Source organism: Leptolyngbya iicbica LK (assembly GCF_004212215.1).
GTDB classification, from domain to species: domain Bacteria; phylum Cyanobacteriota; class Cyanobacteriia; order Phormidesmidales; family Phormidesmidaceae; genus Halomicronema; species Halomicronema iicbica.
In genome coordinates, this window is the sequence record NZ_QVFV01000002.1 from 1063924 (window position 1) to 1081938 (window position 18015).

Annotated in this window: 18 protein-coding genes, 1 tRNA gene, 1 pseudogene and 3 riboswitches; of the genes and pseudogenes, 3 read left to right on the forward strand and 17 right to left on the reverse strand. The window is 52.6% G+C overall.

From position 1 onward, the window contains the following. Positions 1-23: 23 nt before the first annotated feature. The gene (locus DYY88_RS11710) at positions 24-260 is read right to left on the reverse strand and encodes a DUF4327 family protein (RefSeq protein ID WP_039727844.1); all 237 of its coding nucleotides are present in this window, start codon (positions 258-260) and stop codon (positions 24-26) included. A gap of 546 nt (positions 261-806) precedes the next feature. On the opposite strand from DYY88_RS11710, the gene DYY88_RS11715 reads away from it, so the two are divergent. Beyond that, positions 807-1994 (forward strand): DHH family phosphoesterase, encoded by a 1188-nt coding sequence (locus DYY88_RS11715; protein WP_039730083.1) that lies wholly within the window; start codon positions 807-809, stop codon positions 1992-1994. Then, positions 1972-2484: a phosphohistidine phosphatase SixA gene (gene sixA / locus DYY88_RS11720; protein ID WP_039727843.1), complete on the forward strand. Its 513-nt coding sequence runs from the start codon at positions 1972-1974 to the stop codon at positions 2482-2484. Before DYY88_RS11715 ends, sixA begins: the two co-directional genes overlap by 23 nt. A 182-nt stretch (positions 2485-2666) precedes the next feature. On the opposite strand, the gene DYY88_RS24155 is transcribed toward sixA, so the two are convergent. The 3 genes from DYY88_RS24155 to DYY88_RS11735 all read right to left on the reverse strand — a co-directional run bounded on the left by DYY88_RS24155 (position 2667) and on the right by DYY88_RS11735 (position 3426). Next, positions 2667-2837 carry a DUF4278 domain-containing protein gene (locus DYY88_RS24155; protein ID WP_160299577.1) on the reverse strand — a complete coding sequence of 57 codons (171 nt, stop codon included), beginning with the start codon at positions 2835-2837 and terminating at the stop codon, positions 2667-2669. Positions 2838-2878: 41 nt separating this feature from the next. Then, positions 2879-2945, reverse strand: a riboswitch (Glutamine riboswitch). Positions 2946-2960: 15 nt separating this feature from the next. Further along, complete coding sequence (locus DYY88_RS11730; protein ID WP_084607107.1) at positions 2961-3131, reverse strand: DUF4278 domain-containing protein; 171 nt, start codon at positions 3129-3131, stop codon at positions 2961-2963. 40 nt (positions 3132-3171) lie between these two features. Then, a riboswitch (Glutamine riboswitch) is annotated at positions 3172-3238 on the reverse strand. 17 nt (positions 3239-3255) lie between these two features. Further along, complete coding sequence (locus DYY88_RS11735) at positions 3256-3426, reverse strand: DUF4278 domain-containing protein (RefSeq protein WP_084607106.1); 171 nt, start codon at positions 3424-3426, stop codon at positions 3256-3258. Positions 3427-3475: 49 nt separating this feature from the next. Further along, positions 3476-3543: riboswitch (Glutamine riboswitch) on the reverse strand. Positions 3544-3879: 336 nt separating this feature from the next. Here DYY88_RS11735 and DYY88_RS11740 point away from each other — a divergent pair. After that, positions 3880-3951: transfer RNA gene (locus DYY88_RS11740), tRNA-Thr, on the forward strand. 323 nt (positions 3952-4274) lie between these two features. Here DYY88_RS11740 and DYY88_RS11745 read toward each other — a convergent pair. The 13 genes and pseudogenes from DYY88_RS11745 to DYY88_RS11805 all read right to left on the reverse strand — a co-directional run bounded on the left by DYY88_RS11745 (position 4275) and on the right by DYY88_RS11805 (position 17755). Next, a complete protein-coding gene (locus DYY88_RS11745; protein WP_039727842.1) occupies positions 4275-4646 on the reverse strand; it encodes a response regulator in 372 nt (123 codons plus the stop codon). Continuing rightward, positions 4639-8109, reverse strand: coding sequence for a PAS domain S-box protein (locus tag DYY88_RS11750; protein WP_160299576.1), 3471 nt, complete (start codon positions 8107-8109; stop codon positions 4639-4641). The genes DYY88_RS11745 and DYY88_RS11750 overlap by 8 nt, the downstream gene beginning before the upstream one ends. An 82-nt stretch (positions 8110-8191) precedes the next feature. Then, positions 8192-9307 (reverse strand): response regulator, encoded by a 1116-nt coding sequence (locus DYY88_RS11755; RefSeq protein WP_044151294.1) that lies wholly within the window; start codon positions 9305-9307, stop codon positions 8192-8194. 147 nt (positions 9308-9454) lie between these two features. Further along, positions 9455-10056, reverse strand: a pseudogene (locus DYY88_RS25080) (DUF3611 family protein). A gap of 12 nt (positions 10057-10068) precedes the next feature. Next, on the reverse strand, positions 10069-10947 hold the full coding sequence (locus tag DYY88_RS11765; protein WP_052288505.1) for an META domain-containing protein: 879 nt from the start codon (positions 10945-10947) through the stop codon (positions 10069-10071). 206 nt (positions 10948-11153) lie between these two features. Next, positions 11154-12101 (reverse strand): YihY/virulence factor BrkB family protein, encoded by a 948-nt coding sequence (locus DYY88_RS11770; RefSeq protein ID WP_039727831.1) that lies wholly within the window; start codon positions 12099-12101, stop codon positions 11154-11156. A gap of 52 nt (positions 12102-12153) precedes the next feature. Beyond that, positions 12154-12711 carry a DUF3124 domain-containing protein gene (locus DYY88_RS11775; RefSeq protein WP_052288504.1) on the reverse strand — a complete coding sequence of 186 codons (558 nt, stop codon included), beginning with the start codon at positions 12709-12711 and terminating at the stop codon, positions 12154-12156. 11 nt (positions 12712-12722) lie between these two features. Further along, positions 12723-13184 (reverse strand): YggT family protein, encoded by a 462-nt coding sequence (locus DYY88_RS11780; RefSeq protein WP_242517601.1) that lies wholly within the window; start codon positions 13182-13184, stop codon positions 12723-12725. Positions 13185-13410: 226 nt separating this feature from the next. Next, positions 13411-13992, reverse strand: coding sequence for a hypothetical protein (locus tag DYY88_RS11785; protein WP_039727828.1), 582 nt, complete (start codon positions 13990-13992; stop codon positions 13411-13413). A 143-nt stretch (positions 13993-14135) separates the two neighbouring features. Then, the gene (nhaC, locus tag DYY88_RS11790; RefSeq protein WP_039727826.1) at positions 14136-15614 is read right to left on the reverse strand and encodes a Na+/H+ antiporter NhaC; all 1479 of its coding nucleotides are present in this window, start codon (positions 15612-15614) and stop codon (positions 14136-14138) included. Positions 15615-15659: 45 nt separating this feature from the next. Next, complete coding sequence (locus DYY88_RS11795) at positions 15660-15980, reverse strand: SHOCT domain-containing protein (protein WP_039727825.1); 321 nt, start codon at positions 15978-15980, stop codon at positions 15660-15662. 241 nt (positions 15981-16221) lie between these two features. Continuing rightward, the gene (locus DYY88_RS11800) at positions 16222-16641 is read right to left on the reverse strand and encodes a DUF6325 family protein (protein ID WP_039727823.1); all 420 of its coding nucleotides are present in this window, start codon (positions 16639-16641) and stop codon (positions 16222-16224) included. 31 nt (positions 16642-16672) lie between these two features. Next, a complete protein-coding gene (locus tag DYY88_RS11805) occupies positions 16673-17755 on the reverse strand; it encodes an AOC03_06830 family ribosome hibernation factor (RefSeq protein ID WP_039727821.1) in 1083 nt (360 codons plus the stop codon). Positions 17756-18015: the final 260 nt, after the last annotated feature.

The window sequence follows — 18015 nt, forward strand, 5'->3', positions numbered from 1 at the left end:
CTAGCAGATACTCGGATGAGAATTTACTCTTCCTCTTCCCAAGATTCCACCGCGAGCAGATCACTGATGGGATCTTTGGTGGAAAACTCAAATTCTTCTAATTCGCGCTTCCAGTGAGCCCATTCGTCGCCAAATAAAAGCGCGATTTTCCAAATGCTGTCTTCCGGTTGCACGATGTTGCGCTTTACCAAAGACTTGACTTGCCTTTGAAACTTCACCATGGGATGGACAACCTGGCGGCTGGTCAGCGTTTCACTCATATTCAAAATCGAAAAATTCCAAAAAAACGTCGTTCAATTGCGATCTCAGCCGACAAGACTCCCCGTTCGAGAAATCAATCATTCGTCAAACTCTATCGACAGAGGTGTTAGCCCTTACAACGCATTGCTAACTAACTCTGCGACCGATGAATTTGAACGTGTAAAAAATTTCCTAAACAGCCGTTGAAACTGTGGCTGAACCGCTTATTTGATTTTCACATGAGTCAAGATAACACACGAAATTGAGATGTACACATGAATTTACGTTCGGTTAACCGTCAAGTTGGCTCTGGGCCAAAATTTCTCCGCTAGGCCCGCGGTGGTTAATCCTGATTGCCCATCCACGAATAGCTAAGAAAACTTGTCTCACTGATCCCATTGGCTTCTGCCTGACAATGGATTGTAACCCCAGCGAGCTCTACCCCTTTCCACCGTTGAGCAGGTGCGGAGAGCGATGGAGAGAGCTATCGTAATAATAGACATCCTGGAACAACTGTGACTGATTCGACTTCTGCTCCTGCCAATGGCTCTGCCTCGGCGTCTGCCATGAATTACGGCCCTGTGCAAGCAGTGCCGGCGACGGTGGGCAAGCCTGCCAGCGCGGCAAACCACCAGCGCGGCCGTATTGATCTGGTTGAGCAACTAGATAAGTTGCTGTCACAGCGTTCAGGCGATCGCCATCTCGTCCTGATCCAAGATTTTCCTGATCCAGACGCGCTATCTTCAGCATGGGCCTATCGCCTTATTTGTCAGCAATATGACATCGACTGCGACATTTACTACGGCGGCACCCTGAGCCATCAAGAAAATATTGCGCTGGTGCGGCTCTCAGGTTTGCCGGCTCGACGCTGGAATCCCCAGACCAAAACTGGTCCCGACTTGAGCAAGTATCAAGCCTACGTCATGCTCGATACGCAGGGCACGACTTCCCAGTTAACCCGACAGGTCGAGGAAGCCAATCTGTCGCTGTTTTTGGTGGTCGATCACCATGCGCCACAAAAAGATATCAATGCCACCCTGATCGACGTGCGGCCCCACATTCGAGCGACGGCGACAATTCTCGCTCAATACTTACAGAGCGAAGTACTACTCACTCTCGATCGCAGCAACAGCACCCATGTGAAATGTGCCACAGCCTTGATGCATGGTCTGCGATCAGATACCAATAACCTGATGCATGCGGCCGAAGCTGACTTTATGGCAGCGGCCTATCTAAGCAATTTTTATGATCCGCAGCTTCTGGCAGCCATCTTGCGGGCCGCCCGTTCTAAGCGGGTGATGGATGTGATTGAGCGATCGCTCCGCAACCGCACCATCCAAAATAACGTGTCCATCGCAGGGGTAGGTTACTTGCGCTATGACGATCGCGATGCCATTCCTCAAGCCGCCGATTTTCTGGTCACCGAGGAAAATATCCACACCGCAGTAGTCTACGGCATCGTGCATGACGAAGATGAAGAGCGTGAGGTCGTCATTGGGTCTTTGCGCACCAGCAAAATCACCCTAGACCCCGACGAATTTATCAAAGAAGCCTTTGGTCAAGATCTCGAAGGGCGATTTTTTGGCGGGGGTCGTACAACCGCCGGAGGCTTTGGGATTCCCGTCGGCTTTCTATCCGGCTTCTATGAAAACAGTGACTATAACCGCCTAAAATGGGAGGTCTTCGATATGCAGATCAAACAAAAACTCTGGCGACTCGTCAATCCTGAAGATGGCCTCATCTCCACAGACTGAACTGTATTTTATTCGTCACGGCATCGCCGCTGACCGGGGCACTTATGCCCAAGACGCAGAGCGCCCCCTGACTGAGCAGGGTGAACTGCGCACTGCGGCGATCGCTGACCGCTTAGTACAGCTAGGTTGCCGGGTCGAGCATATTTTGACGAGTCCCCTGGTGCGCGCCCACCAGACGACACAAATCTTACTGGAAGCGGGCGTCGCTCCGACCTCGACAACGTTAGACGTGCTCGCACCTAACGGTAACTTGCATACCTGGCTAGATTGGCTGACCGACTGGCAACTCTCACACCCGGTTAGTCGCCTGGCACTCGTCGGCCACGAACCAGACCTGAGCAACTGGGCACAACTCTTCGTACATGGGGAAGCCACCCATAACTGGCGACTCAAAAAAGCGGGTGTGATTGGTGTTGAGGTACCTGCCGCGCAAAATGCGATCGGGCATAGCATCCTGTTTTGGTTCGCTCCCCCCAGATTACTCCTGTAAGCCTTATACGACCTTCAAATCGCTCCTCACTTACAAAATACTGAGCGCACGAGGCATCTCCAAACGGCTAGCCAAAAAATAAAATGGCGTATTTTGCAGCATTAAGGCAACAAAATACGCCACTCCCTCACTTTTTCTCCCTAGACTTGGTTAAGCACCATGGCCTAGAAAACAGGTTGTAACTATTTAACTTTGGCGCCGCGATAGATCAGGCCATCAACATGCTCGGCATGTAGGTTCTTAGCTACATGGCGGGTAACGGTTGCGCCACGATATTGACCGATCACTTCTTCAGCCAACTGCACTTGAGGAGTGTGAGTAGCGTATTCGGCGCCGCGATAACGTAAAGTCATGATTTTTTCGCCTCTTGCGAAAGGTTTGCAGTGAATTGAGAGGCGCGTTCCTTCAGAGAAACTTTCCCTTACTTCCGTCCTGGCCAAAAAACTGGCTGGATGAACGATTAAACGAAGCATTGATTAGCGAACTTTGGCGCCGCGATAGACGAGACCGTCAATATGGTCAGCGTGTAAGTTTTTAGCTACGTGACGGGTCACAGTAGCACCACGATATTGACCGATAACTTCTTCAGCTAACTGCACTTGAGTGGTGTGAGTAGCGTATTCAGCGCCGCGATAACGTAAAGTCATGATTTTTCGCCTCTAACGAAGAGTTTGCAGTGAATCGAGAGGCGCGTTCCTTCAGAGAAACTTTCCCTTACTTCCGTCCAAACCAGAATCCTGGTCGGATGAACGATTGAACAAAAGAAGCAGACTACTTAACCTTAGAGCCGCGATAGGTTAAACCATCAATATGCTGGCTCGGAGCGTTCGTCGCAACTCGACGAGTCACAACTGCTCCTCTGTAAGTACCAATCACTTCTTCAAAGTAATTGAAACCATTTTGGCAGGGTTCGTAATCTGCACCACGATAACGTAAGCTCATAATTTCGCCTCCAAATGACAACAAGAGATGTTGATCGTGTAGTGAAAGAGGCGCGTTCCTTCAGAGAAGATATCTCTTACTTCCGTCCTGTCCAGATGCGCTGGTCGGATGAACGATTTGCTTTCTGTATTCAAAGATACGGTTTATATTTGATTTTGTCAAGCAGATATTCCTCTTTGAGGATGAATTATGACCAAACGTGAACTTAGGTCAGTTGGGTAGGTTGCCAACCCAGGGGCAATCCTGAACTTTACAGATCTGGTCAACTTCAAAAGACATTTACCTTCTAGAGCACCGTAAACATCCAAGCTCCCCGTTACGTGAGTAACGTGTGTTAATTCAATCGTCGCCATCGGGAGAGCCTTTGGCTGCGCCTGGGCTGTTTCGTCAAAGGCTGTTTTGGCGATCGCTCTTTCAGATCTCGCTAAGCCTGATAAAATATGGAACTGCAATGCCGATGTGGCTCAGTGGTAGAGCACTCGATTCGTAATCGAGCGGTCGCGGGTTCAAATCCCGCCATCGGCTTTTAGAAATAGCAACAAATAGAACGCCTGAATCCCCTACCAGAAAGGACTTCAGGCGTTCTTGCTTTATGCGGCCGGAGAGAATAACGAAGATAGAGAGAGAATAAAACAGACGCGATTGAGATAAAACAGTGCTGGTAACCTGAGTTCTAAGTCCGATTGATCTATTTGATCTATTAGATTTATGGGTTGTGAAGATGTCGGCGAATTCGTTGCGCTCTTGGCGCAAGTCAAAATCGGGAACCGTATAGGCTCGGAGTGATTGCTGAGGCTTTGGCTGATGTGTCTCGCAAGTGAGTGGAGAGCTGTCTCTCCCAGTGGAATCTACCAACTGAGTAGGCTAGCCACTTGTTGCCAGATGGTCAGCGGGTTAAAGGGCTTAGTGATGACGCCAGCAATACTGAGGTCGGCGAACCGTTTACGATCGCGCGCCAGCACTTTTGAGGTCAACAAAATCACGGGAATATCCTGCAGATCAGGATTCTCGCGCAGGTGCTCAAACATCTGAAAGCCATCCATGACTGGCATCGACACATCCAGTAAAATTGCGTCCGGGCGTTTGGCTTGGGCAACGGTCAGCCCCTCTGCCCCGGAATGGGCCAAAAATGTTTGCCATCCGCCAAATTCTTCGAGGGACGCTTGCACGACCTGGCAAATGTCTGCTTCGTCATCAACAATCAGAATGCGTTTAGTCATTGAACTGGCTCTCTTGTGCTGTTTCGCGATCGCCCACTTGCCATAACGGCACGGTGAAGTAAAACGTGCTGCCTTGCCCCAGCTGACTTTCGACCCAGATATCGCCGCCGTGTTGCTGCACGATTCGTTCGCAAATCGCCAGTCCTAATCCAGTGCCCCCCTTTTGGCGAGCATCCGAGACATCTACCTGCTGAAACTGGTCGAAAATGTTCTCCAGCTTGTCAGCGGGAATCCCCCGGCCCTGGTCTTTGACGGAGAACAGAACGAACTGGTCGGGTGCAGCAGGGGACGAACTGAACCTCTCCGCTAGGCGCTGGGGCGCTGGGGCGCTGGGGCTCCAGATTTGGGCTTCGAGCCAAACCATCTGCCTGGGGTTAGAAAACTTAATCGCATTGCTGAGCAGGTTGGTCAGCGTTTGCAGCAGGGCGTCTGGGGCAGCATACAAGGTGGCCGAACAGGGCGTCATCCTTAAAGTGACAGCCGCGCGATCGGCGATCGCACTCACGCTATCGATCGCCTGCTGCTGCAGGTCATCAACCTGACAAGGCTCCATGAGCAGCTCGACCTTGCCAGATTCCAACCGTTCGAGGCTGAGAATATCGTCAACTAGGCGCACTAGACGATTACTGTTTTTGATGGCGATATCGAGCATGGCTTTCGCTTTTTGCGGGCGGGTGTCATAAACCCCAGAGCCCAGTAGCGTTAATGAGCCTTCGATAGAGGTGATGGGCGTGCGCAGTTCGTGGCTGACGATGGAGACAAATTCGTCTTTCATGCGATCGACTTCAAGCTGTTCGCGAATGTCTTGCACATGACCGACGGAATACAAGGGCGTGCCCTCAGCATCGCGGACAGACGAAGCATAGAGAAAGACCGGGATAACAATGCCGCTTTTAGTGATGTAGCGCTTTTCGAGTTGAAAGGTTTGGATTTCCCCTTGGTTTAACTGCTGCAATGCAGCGAGGTCGGCGGCTAAATCATCCGGATGCGTAATTTCCTGAAACTGCATTTGCATGAGTTCTGCCTGGGAGTATTCCAGCAGATCGCAATAGCACTTGTTGACGCGCAGATAACGGCCTTCTGGAGAGATTAAGGAAATCCCAATCGGGGCGTCATCAAAGGCGCGGCGAAACAGTTCTTCGTTATCTCTCAACGCCTGTTCGAGCCGTTTGCGGTCGGTGATGTCGTCGGCGATGCCCACAATTCGCAGGGCATCGCCTTGCTCATCCCGCACGATCAGCGAGTCTGATTCAATCCAGCGGATGTCGCCATTCGCCGCAAAGATGCGATACTGCAGGCGTTTTTGCGTGCCTTCCAGGAGCTGGGTCAATCCGTCTAAGACGTAATCCAGGTCTTGAGGGTGAATCTTGTCGAGCCAGGACTTGCGGTCTTGGTAGAGACTTTCGCAAGAGTAGCCCCATAACCTTTCGTATGAAGGACTGATGTAGAGATACTCGGCACTCGGCACCGAGATCACGTAGGAAACTTGGTTAAGGGTTTGGGCAATTTCGGCAAAGCGGGTTTCGCTTTCCTGGAGGGCGAGTTCTGCTTGCTGGCGTTCGGCGAGTTGTGATTGCAACTGCTGAAAGAGGCTGGCCTGGTCGATCGCGATCGCTAACTGGGTGCTCAACCGCTCTAGCAGGTTGACTTCTGAGGCTTGCCACTGGCGATCGCGGGCGCAAGTTTGCACTATCAGCAGTCCCCAAACCTCATGTTGGGCAGGCGTCCCCAATAGCTGCACAATGGGGGCCACAATTTGCGATGTTGCCCCCATCGTGGGCAGGCAATCAACCCATGGGTCAGCCTGATCGCTGGTAGCTACACTCGGCACAATGCGGGCTTGTCCTTGGCCGTCGGGGGCATACCGTTCTAGAGGGCACTGTATGGTGCTCCAGTCCATTTCGGTTACCGGATAGGCAGGCTCTACCGCTGCTTTGATGATTTGGCCAGTGCCTGCTTGCAGTCTGACAATTAGAGCGCGATCAGCCTGAAAGGTTTGCTGAATGGCGCTGACGGTCGTGGCCAACAGTTCGTCCAGGTCAAGGGGCTGCCGAATTTTTTGGGTGATGGTGGTGAGCAGACGCTCCTCGGCAGCTTGAGAGCGCAGAGAGGCTTCTAACCGTTTGCGATCGGTGATGTTTTCGACCGTACCGACAATGCGCACAGTTTTGCCAGTTTCATCGACCAGGGGAAAGGCTTTGGACCGGAGCCAGAGCAGGCGACCGTCGGGATGCAGAAACCGATATTCGGCATCAAAAGGGGCGCCCCGACTCTCATCCTGTAGTTGAGCTTCGACGCGATCGCGATCTTCAGGATGAATGTGGTTTAACCAGTGAGCCATGCCTCTAGCATGGGCGAGTTCGGCAGGCAATGGGCCTTGGGGCATCCCAGTCAGGTTCAGAATCGCAGGATTCAAGTATGAGTATTGAGCCGTCGCTGTTTCAAAAACGAAGAACCCTTCTTGCACCGTTTCGGCCAGTTGACGAAAGCGGGTTTCACTTTCTTGTAAGGCCATTTCAGCGCGTTTGCGATCGGTGATATCCAGAGCGGTGCCACACAGCTTCAGTCCCTGCTGATGTTCCGGTTCGACGATTTCGCCCCGGCTGACGAGATAGCGCTGTGTACCATCCGGGCGTTGAATCCGGTGTTCAAAACTGTAGGGAGTCCCGTCAGCGATCGCCCGTTCAACTAGGCTTTTCAGATGCTCACGATCCGCCAGCGGAATCATCGCCATAATGTTGTCGTAGCTCGGTTCCGCCTGGTTAGCATCTAGACCAAAAATGCGAAACATCTCTTCTGACCAAGTGACGGTGGATGTTTGCAAGTCCAGTTCCCAACTGCCTACCTGGGCAATGCGCTGAGCCTCGCGGAGGCTGGTTTCGCTCTGGCGCAGGGCCGTCTCAATCTGCAATCGCTGCGACAGATCGCGCACGACAATCATGACTTCATCGGCGGTGAGCGGGGCAATTCTGATCTCTTCCCACAGAAACTTCTCACCCACCCAAAAGGGCGATTCGTAGACTTGTAGGGTGCCAGTTGCAAGGGCCTGTTGCGCCGCCTTGAGAGTCTTCTGAGCAACCTCTTTCGGCACGAGGTCGGCAATATTTTTGCCAACCGAGTCAGGCGTTAGCAGCGTGACAAAATCATCAGCGACATGAAAATCCAGATAGGTACCATCGCGATGCATTCGAATGATTAAGTCGGGGACGGCTTTAAGCAGTACCTGATGCAGGTTTGCTGACTGCTGTCGGGCGGCAGCGAGCTGACGATTAGCCAGGTTTGATAGCCATCCGGTGAGGGCGATCGCGCTCCCGAGGGAGACACCGATGCTAGCGATCGCAGTAACCCCCAAACGGTCTTGCGCTGCTAGATAACCGGCGAGGCCCACTGCACCAACGGCGATCGGCATCAGGGGAAGCCAGACCAACCACCGCAATGGCAGGTCGACCCAGTTGATACGCAACGCTCTGGAAAGAACAAAAGTCATGACAGCACGATAAGGCAGGAGCTTGCCTATTGGCAGGGGTTGAAAAAACTACGTTAATTTACTCCGTATTCTGATCCGGTTTAGTAGCGGCAGTGCAGTGATTTTTTGGTGGGGCCAGGGTCAAGAGTTCCTGCTGCAAACTGGCTAACGACGTTGAAAACTGCTGAGCCCACTGTGTTTGCTGATTTATTTGCTCCAGCACGGACTGCTCAAGACTAGCGGCGATTTCTGCGGCTTGGTCATAACCGAAGGTCCCTAAACTACCCGCTAGCTTATGGATCTGACTCAAAATTGCTTGCAATTGCGTGAGACTAAAATCCCCGGACTGAATGGCCTGCTCCGTTTTTGCCAGGGTCGCGAATCGCTGCGGCCAGGTCGCGCGAAATCTGTCCCCAACTTCTTGCAGCACCGCCTGCACCCTGGCCGCGCTGGAGCTCTCTGGCGATGCTAAAGGTGTCCCCCAGTCAGCGGCAGTGGCTGAGGACAACGCCTCGTGTGGACAAGGTTTGAGACGATAGCCCAGACCATAGACCGTTTCGATCGGATCTTCTGTCATGCCAGCAACTTTGAGCCGTCGCCGCAAATCTTTAATCAGCGTGGTGACCGAGCCCTCTACCGGGGCGTCGTCAAACGACCACAGGTGATCAATAATGTTGCTGCGGCTGAGTAACCGCTGCGGATTACGCAGAAACAGTTCCAGCAGGGTGTATTCTCTGGGGCGGCAGGGGACAGCAGCCTGCCGAAAGGTCACCTGTGCCGAGGCTGGATCTAGACACAAATCTCCCCAAGTCAACAACGGACTCGGCGATGCCTCGCCGCCTCGCCTGAGCAAAGCGCGGACTCTGGCCAAGAGCTGATCCGGTTCGCAGGATTTCACCACGTAATCATCAGCCCCGGCATCTAAGCCAGCAATCACATCTTGGCTGGCCTCGCGGGCAGTGAGCATCAAGATGGGTGTCTGGCATCCTCTAAACCGTAACTGCCGACAGACTTCAATGCCGTTTAGCTTCGGCAGCATCAAGTCCAGCAGAATGAGGTCGTAGGGCCATTGAGTCGCCATTTCTAGCCCTGTCTCGCCGTCAGCGACGACATCGACGGCATAACGATTGGCCTCCAGAATGCCGGAGATTAAGTCGCCAGTATGCGGGTTATCTTCCACAAAGAGAATTTTCACAACCGGATACCTCTCAGAGCGCTGTCTCGAATGGGGGCTACTCATTTCAGAGGCGATCGCCGCTACTCTGTCCCTGCTGCCGAGGCCGCTGATCGTATGACCTGCCACCGTTCAGCCCCCCAATCTTACGGTGAACAATCTTTCAATCTAAAGAAATGTGTCAGGCGCATTCCGATGACGACTCACTTGCTGAATCAGCAGTAGCGCCACCCCGACCCCGACGAGGCCAGCCGCGATCGCATGCACCAACGCCTGAATGGCCAGCATATTGGAGGGTGAGATCAGGGCTCCTTGAGCGATCGCCTGGTCTGGCGTGACAACGGTCGCGCCTTGAGGGATTCTCAGCATTCGCAGAGTCAACCGACTGACTTGACTCAGGGCCATCACCACCGCCACCGTCAGCACCGCTAAATTGCTCAGGAGGCCAATCGTCAATGCTCGCTTGACCCCTGATTTAGACGGGCGCGAGTCAGGGCTTTCTAACCGGGCGGCTATGCGGGTATAGCGATAGCTCCAAACCATGCTGAAATCAGAAACCCCAGACAGAGCAAGGCTAGCCACAGGCCCAGAGAAAACCAGCCACTCGGCCACTGGCCCAAGCGGGTCAGCACCAAGCCGATCACCACCAACAGGGGAATCAGCCCCAGCACTACCTGTAGCCAGAAACCCAGCCAGCCCAGGTAACGACAGTTACGGGCGATTTGCTGCGGGGTGGGGCTCCCCGACCCCGGCCTGAAAATGCTAGCCATGGCCACAGGTCCTTAACTCGCTGGAGAAAACTGCATGGTGCCACTGTCAAACTTCAGCTCGATGAACAGGTCACCATCTTGGAAAAAGAAGGAATTGGCCGCATCGATAAAGCGCAGATAATCGTTGCTGATGGAGTCGGGCGGGCACGCCGCTAAGGTCGTTGGCCCCAGGGTGATGGCCATGCGATTGTCGCGCCCCAGGGTGTAGGAGCCGATAGAGCGATTACAGTCCGCCTGCACGAAGACTTCGCCACTCGGCGTGAACTCCAGGGTGTAATTCTGCGGGGGATCAGCGGTGAATACTTGACCGTCATTCAGCTGAATCTGCTGGAGTTCCCAGGTCGTTCCGGTCAAACCGGAGGAATCGACTTCGGAGCTAGATTCACAAGCGGCGATCGCAATGGTGTAGAAATTGCCATTAACCCCACCAACTCGCGCATTCACGATCGCAGGCTGACGCCCCGTTGGCGATTGAAACGGAATGGAGTAAGTCATGCCGGCCTGAATGTCACCGCTACGGCGCAGCGCAGTTTCTGTGCCGCCTTGAGGAAACACGAGATTCGCCATAAATTCGTAAGGCCCCGTATTTTCGGGCGTAATCAGCGCGACAAAATAAGCAAAATTCTGGTCATTCGGCACCAAAAAATCCGTATTCCAGTTGCCTTGGAGAACAAGACGATTTTCGATCCGCTTGCGGATTTCTGTTTGGCCAGTGGTGACCTCCTGTAGCGCCACACAGGCTTCTGCCGGCTCCGCAGTAGAGGTTTGGGCTAGCCTTTGGGGTGCGGCGGCGGCGATCGCGCTAACAGCCACCTGGTTCAGGCATAGTCCCAGGCCAGCTAATGCACTACAGCTTAAGGTGAAATATCGCTTGAGTTTAGGCCGCTTCATGCAGTTGCTCCTGAGAAAAAATAACCACCATACAGAGCAAACCAGCGATCGCTCCAGATTGGCTCAAAGCTCAAGCTAAACCAAGAAGCTATGAAACTAATATGAATCGATGAATCGCAAGGATTTTGGATGAAAGGTTAGTCACTTCAGCAGAATTCGTTACTTAAATACGCCAGAATCACCCACAGCAACGACCAAGCGATCGACTAGGTAATCGTTTCGCGGCGGCGACTACCAAACAAGTGGGCATAGATATAAGAAATTTCACAACCGACCAGGAAGATCTGGCAAGTCAGAAATATCCAAAGCATTAAAATCATTACGCTCCCGATGACGCCATAGGATAAGAACCGCCCCCCGATAGACACCACACTATTCGTCGTAAGCTGCTGCAATCCTACCAGCAGGAATGCCGTGATTATCGCGCCCAGCCAAACATCATTCCAAGCCAGTTGAATCGAGGGAAGCACTTTAAATAAAATGCTGATCGCCAGGGACAAAATCAACACCGAAGAGCTGACCTGCAACCCACTGGTAAGTTGAAGTTCATCAATTTCCAGAAAGGCAAAGGTCTCAGTAAAATTGGTAGTTAGCTCAATAATAGCTTTGACCACAATATTGGAAACGAGAGAAGCCACCATCAGCAAGGCCGTCCCCAGGACTAATAGAAAAGCAAACAGCTTATTCGTGACAAAAAACATCACCATTTGCAGAACTGACCCGGACTCAGAAGCCCGACTAGGGGTTTGCCAGATCCGATTTACCGACTGTCTGAGAATGCTAAAGACCGTTGTAGAAGCCCAGAGCAATAGCATAGAACCGATGATACCCGCCCCCACGCTACTGCTATTGAGAGCTATGACGGTGTCTCTGATCAAACCATGAACTTCGGTCGGCAAGTACCGCACGATCGCCATTTGAATAGAACGAAAAGCTTCAGTGTCTGGCCCTACGAGGGCTCCAAATATACTCAGCAAGACGAGTAATAAAGGAAACAAAGAAAACAGCGAGTAATATGATAAGGCGGCTGCCATCCCAGAGACATTATCACGATCCCACTTAAGCCCGGTTTGGATTAATAGCTGAGCCGGCTTTGAGGGTAAAACCCTTGTCCGCAAATAGGGCAGTACGAAGCGTTTCAAATCCCGAAACATGGTGTCAAGCTTGCCGATAATTTGTAAGGAAGTATTCTACTGCCTAACAAATTCAAGGTCGAGTTTCGATCACTCGCCCGATGCTAACAAACGATAGCCCCTGGTTTCCTTGGGTATTGATCATGACAGCTTCGATCACCGGCTCGGAAATCTCTGCGTGGGCGACCCAATCTACTAAGAAAGCAGCACCGATGCCGCCAGTGACGTCTTCTTGTCGAATCACAAACTCTGTAGCCATCAGCGGTCCAAGCTCCACAGGGTTTTCCAAGTAATTTCTCACCAGGGTGCCTTGACTGTCATGATAGTCAACCGCCGTCAGAATCATCGGCTCTGTACGGCTGGTGTTGCGAATACTCAAAGTCGTCGTCAGGTTAATGGTGCGCTCCTCATTCACCATAAAAATATAGGAATAAACTGGCACATACAAAGTTTGGCCAACTGCAATTTCGACGGTGTCATCGAGGACCACAGGCTGGAGTTCTGGAGCGGGAGGCAGCGAAGCCGGCACACTGGACTCACAAGCAGTGCTCATGAGAATCCCCAACCCTAGCACTGAGGCTAAGCCCAGTCCTCGACTAACGCTGCGTAAGATTGCCAAACCCTGTTTCATCATCCACTCCGCTAACTACCGTAGGGGTTACGCCCTTGCAAATAATGCAAAAAGGCGAGGGCCAATGCGCCTAAAAGGGCATAAATGCTCATAGCAAAGATTACATTCAGATCAAAAATACGACTAGCATCAGCATTCGTTGGACTGATAAATAGCGTGGAGAATGGGGCAACAAAGGGATCAGAGACCCTAAAAATAAAACCAGCAAAAGTATTGTTGGGATTCGAAAGTGTTAAGCGCAGAAATAGGCGTAACGCCAGCAAAATTTCTAACGCTCCCACCAATAGAATGACGGTATTGCGCAGCCAGGCAAAGGTTCGCTGACGCTTAGCCGCTTTGAGTCGGGCCGTTTCCTGTCTGAGCCGTAAGGTTTCAAGTTCTTGTTGTTGTTTTTGTCGCCGTTCGCGATCGCTCTGTTCGTAAGGGTTATTATTGTTGGGCTGATCCATAATCTTAGTCAACTCAGTTCTCATAGGTGTGTGGCCAAAAATTTACCTGACCATAAAATTTCCATTGGATCTGTCGGCAAATTGCTCACATGAATCGGATTCAAAAACGATCAGGCATCCTATCACTACAGGAATAATAAAGCTCTGCTTTGAGGATTCATCGCCAGAGTTGTCATTTTTCATAAACTGCTCTTTTCATCACATTTTTTCTGCATCAAGGAATTCTTATGCCCAGTTGACTCTCGCATTCTCAGGATGATTGATGAACCGCCTCACGAAAATAAACGGGAGCATGCAGGAGTTTCTTAAACATTTGATAACGGTGATAAATTTCACGCTTGCTGAAAAAGAACAGTGAGACTGCTTCCCAGAGAAACACCCAACCGCCAATAAAAATCCCCTCTGTGGCGACCCTGGCCCAGTCGGTTTCGAGTTCGTAGCCGGGATAGGTGACTCCTACCCACAACAGCAAAAACCCAATCACCACATATCGCAATAACCGAATATTGATCTTTCTCAGTTCTCGGCGAAGAAAATATAGTCGGAAACCAAAGTAGTTTTTGAGCGCAATACGAACCTCTTCTTCTCTCTGAGTGTCTTGTCGGTCGGTTGGCAGCATAAAAATCAACTCAATGGGAAATCGAAAGGGAATCTCTTCGACACTGCCCTCTAAATACAGCTCTAACTCGGAATCGATTTCGCGTTTTTTGAAAGGGGCTGGATCCCATTCATTGAAGATATCCTCGTAGCGATCGAGGGCAATCTCAATCATGTAGCGATTGGTCGATTTATCAAGGGTATAAACTTCGCTAAATAATCGATCAGAGTTCATACATTGCCCTTCGCGAGATTAAAACTGTCCCATAGAGAAAAACAGCATTTTCATGACAACGAGAAAGAGGCTAAATGGGAATTTGTTTACCTTGAGGCTTTTGGGTTCGCTGCATGAGGAGAATCGGTGACAGCCAGTTTACGTTAGGTTTCATTCAGCCTAGCGACAGGCAGCTTTTCGATTTTGAACCCTGTAATGCCGTATCCCAAAGACAACAGCGGACTGGCAATATTGAAGATGCAGTAGGGCAAATACAGGAAGGTTGACACCCCCAGAGTTGCCGCCATAAAGGCCCCGCAAGAATTCCAGGGCACTAGCGGCGAGGTGACCGTGCCCGCATCGGCTGCCACCCGAGAGAGGTTTTGGGGTTGCAACCCGCGCTTTTGAAACTCCACTTTAAAGATGCGGACGGGCAGCACCAGGGCAATGTATTGGTCGCCTGCGAAGATATTGAGCCCGATCGCAGTAAAGACGATCGTCAAAAACAACTTGCCCGTCGTCCGGGCGCGCAACAGTACGGGATTAATCAGTCTGGCCAACAGCCCAAACTCCTCCATCAAACTGCCAAACGTGACTGCCCCGATGATGATCCACAGAGTATAGAGCATGCTGTCCATGCCGCCACGAGATAGCAGTCGGTCAATATCGGCAATCCCCGACGTCTCCTGATACCCGTTGGCCATCGCCATCCAAACGCCTTTGATGAACACCAGCGGCGTGGCCAGGTCGGGCTCATCGACAAAGCGCACCACCACCTGCGGCTGCAAAATGATGGCGGTGAGGCCACCCACCAGCGCGGCCATCATGATCGCTAACGAGGCTGGGACTTTGCGGAACGAGAGAATCCCCAAGATCAGCAGCGGTATTAGAGCTAACGGCGTAATCCAAAAAATCTGGTCGAGCTGCGCCAAATCGGTCACGGTTTCAACCCCCTCGACCACCTCAGTTTGACTGCCGATAATGGCAAACACGATGAGCGCCAGCATGAAGGCTGGCCCCGAAGTCCAGAGCTGGGCGCGAATGTGGGTGTAAATATCGACCCCGGCCAACTGGGCGCTGAGTACCGTCGTCTCCGACAGGGGGGAGGTCTTGTCCCCAAAGTAACCACCGGAAATGACGGCCCCGGCAGTCACCACCGGCGAAACGCCCAGTAGGGAGGCAATGCCGACCAAGCCAACGCCAATGGTGCCCACCGTCGTCCAAGAACTGCCGATCGCGCTCGAAACGATGCCGCAGATGATGCCGGTAGCCAGGTAAAACCAACTGGGCTGAAGAATTTGGATGCCGTAGAACACCAGCGTTGGAATTGTCCCGGCCATGTTCCAAGTGCCGATCAGCGCACCCACCGCCAACAGAATGAAAATGGCACTGACAATCGAGGAAATGGCTTGCCCGCCAGCGGCATTGATCTCACCCCAGGAATGACCATTTTTGAGAATGATCAAAGCTGCCACCATACTGCTAAGCAGCAAGGCTACCTGCACCGGGCCATCAATGGCGTTCAGCCCAAATAGGAAAACTGCCCCACCAATCAACAGGATCAACATCACCAGAGGAATTGTGGCGTCTAAAATGCTCGGTTCTCGAACGGGGCGAGGAGCGGCAGAAGGGGAATCAGTCATCGGGTTTACCTGGACTCCAGATTGGGTTTGTGGATGTGTCGAGATTTAGACCAAGAGCTTGTTTTTAGCCTGTTGAAATTCGTCTTCGGTGAGGGCACCTGCCGCCTTGAGATCGGCGAGTTGGGCCAGTTGCGCGACCAGGTCAGCGGTGGCGGCATCGGCGGGGACGGGATTTGCGACGGGTTGAGGAACGTAAGCCACTTGGGCTTGCTGGGGTTGGGCCATGGTCCGCTGATTGGCTTGGGGGGTCATGCGGTTGTGGACGGCGTTGCTGGTGGCGGTAGCGGTTCCAGCAATGACAGCAGTGCGAGCGGCAGTGCGGGCGGTGCTACGGAGGAGGCCGGGGCTACGGCGGTTTCTGGGCATGGGTGGTTCCTTGGGAGGGGGTGGGTGGGATGAGTGAGGTAAGTGGGTAGCTAGGTGATTGGGTGGTTGGGTGGTCGGGTCAGTTTCGAGTGAGCGAGTAGGGATTGACGGACGAATTAAATGCCAAAATTGGAATTCTCCGTAGGGGCGCACAGCCGTGCGCCTAAAGTCAGGATTTGACGGATGCGAATAACTGACTGTGCCAACACAACAACAGTGGCGCACGGCTGTGTGCCCAACGTCAGGATTTGACTGTGGTAACAGCTTCGATGACGCTGTGATGAATGCGATCGCTGAGTACGAGTTGACCGTCGGCTTGCACAACCGCATCGCGCAATTGGGTAGCCCAGGTATTTTCAAACAGCATCACCGCCGCAAACGAATCGGTGTCGAGCCGTTGCCCAATGTCAGCCACATCTTCTTCGGAAATGAGGCCCGAGATTTCGGCGATAGCGGGGTCTAAGAGGCTGTGATCGACATCGGTCATTTCGTCGAGTTCGGTGATCGTGACTTCGCCGCTGGCCGTTTTGCGGATGAATAAAATGTCGACGATGCGAATAGTTTGGCGATCGACTAAGTCTTTGAGCTTGAGGGTGATGTCGTCGGTAATGGCGGTTTCCGGGAATTTGATGCAGATTAGCTCAACTGGACCGAAGGGCATAAGAGGTGCTCCAGAACGTGGGTTTGGGGGCTCAATATCGCAAGATGAGGGCAATTTTTTGATGGTTGGCTAGTTCGCCGTCATCCATGAGTTCGACCTCGCCGCCTTTGAGCAAAACGGCTTCGATAATTTCATCCACCGCATCGTCCATGACGTCCGTACCGCCGGGCTCGGCGACCGTTTTCAAGCCGCCGTTTTCAGTGACCACGGCGGGGACGTGGTAGTTCTTTTCCACCAGCAGCAGTTGGCCGCGGCCGTCGTTGGCCAATCGCCACACTTCCTCGATGGCAGACACGACTTTTTGCTGGCTCATGGCCCGGTCGAGGGCTTGCAGGGCGTCGTCGTGGCGTTGTTGCCGAATGGTTTGCGCGATCGCCCAAATGTCGGGGGTGAGTTCTGCCAGGGTGGCGCGATCGTGGCTGCCGGTGAGCGTCCCGACGATATCGCCCTTGTACTCCGACACTTCTCGGAAGAAGGAGATTTGTCGCTTGACCCCACCGAGAATGAGCGGTAAATGCTTGGGTTCATCTTGGGCGTAGGCAGCAAAGGCGCGATCAACCTGTTGGAAAAACCGACGAAAGCGATCGTCGACATAGGCGGTATCTGCCTCATAGGGAATCGGTTCCGTCGCCGCAGGCCCCGTCATTTGCATCGGAAAGCGATCGTCAAACACTTCTTCGAGGGTTTCCCCAGTGCCGGCGATGAGTCGGGTCGCATTTTGGCTGAGCAAAAATACCCAATAGCACACCATCCGGTGCATGCCGTACAGCAGGTCGCGCGTCGCAAATGTCTGATCGATGATGACCCGCTCAGGAACCGGGAAGGGCAGATAAAACTTCTTGGCAACATCGTGGCTAACGAATAAAGCCAATCCATCCAGCGTGTGGTTGTAGTCGATGTCGGCGACCAGGGTTTCGAGCCGAATCAGCAAGGGCTCAATATCCCGTTTATCAAATTCCTGGCTCAGTCGTTCCCGCGCCTCGTCGACCAGATTTTTGACCCGGATCGGGTCTTTTTGGTGGTCGGGAAAGTGGCGATAGGTCGGCAGCAAAATGGACAGAGCCGGAACGCTGACCATCGATTGCAGTGCTTTCAAATCATGGCGAGTAATCATGTTAATTTCCTTAGCGATCGCAATAAATCGGTGCGAGCAGAGACAAGTCAACGGCAGGTATCGGAGACTGGATTAACTAGGCCCTGCTACCTTTCGGCGGGGAAATTTCCCCTCAGACATCGGTTCGTGGATGGGGGAACCGACGATGATGTTTGGCTGTAGGGGCGCACCGCGTACCTGCTTGGCGTGAATTTTGCTCGGGTGTGCTAACCTCACCGCCTGCGGCACCTCTCCTAAGCCCTTCGGGCAGGCTGCGCCAA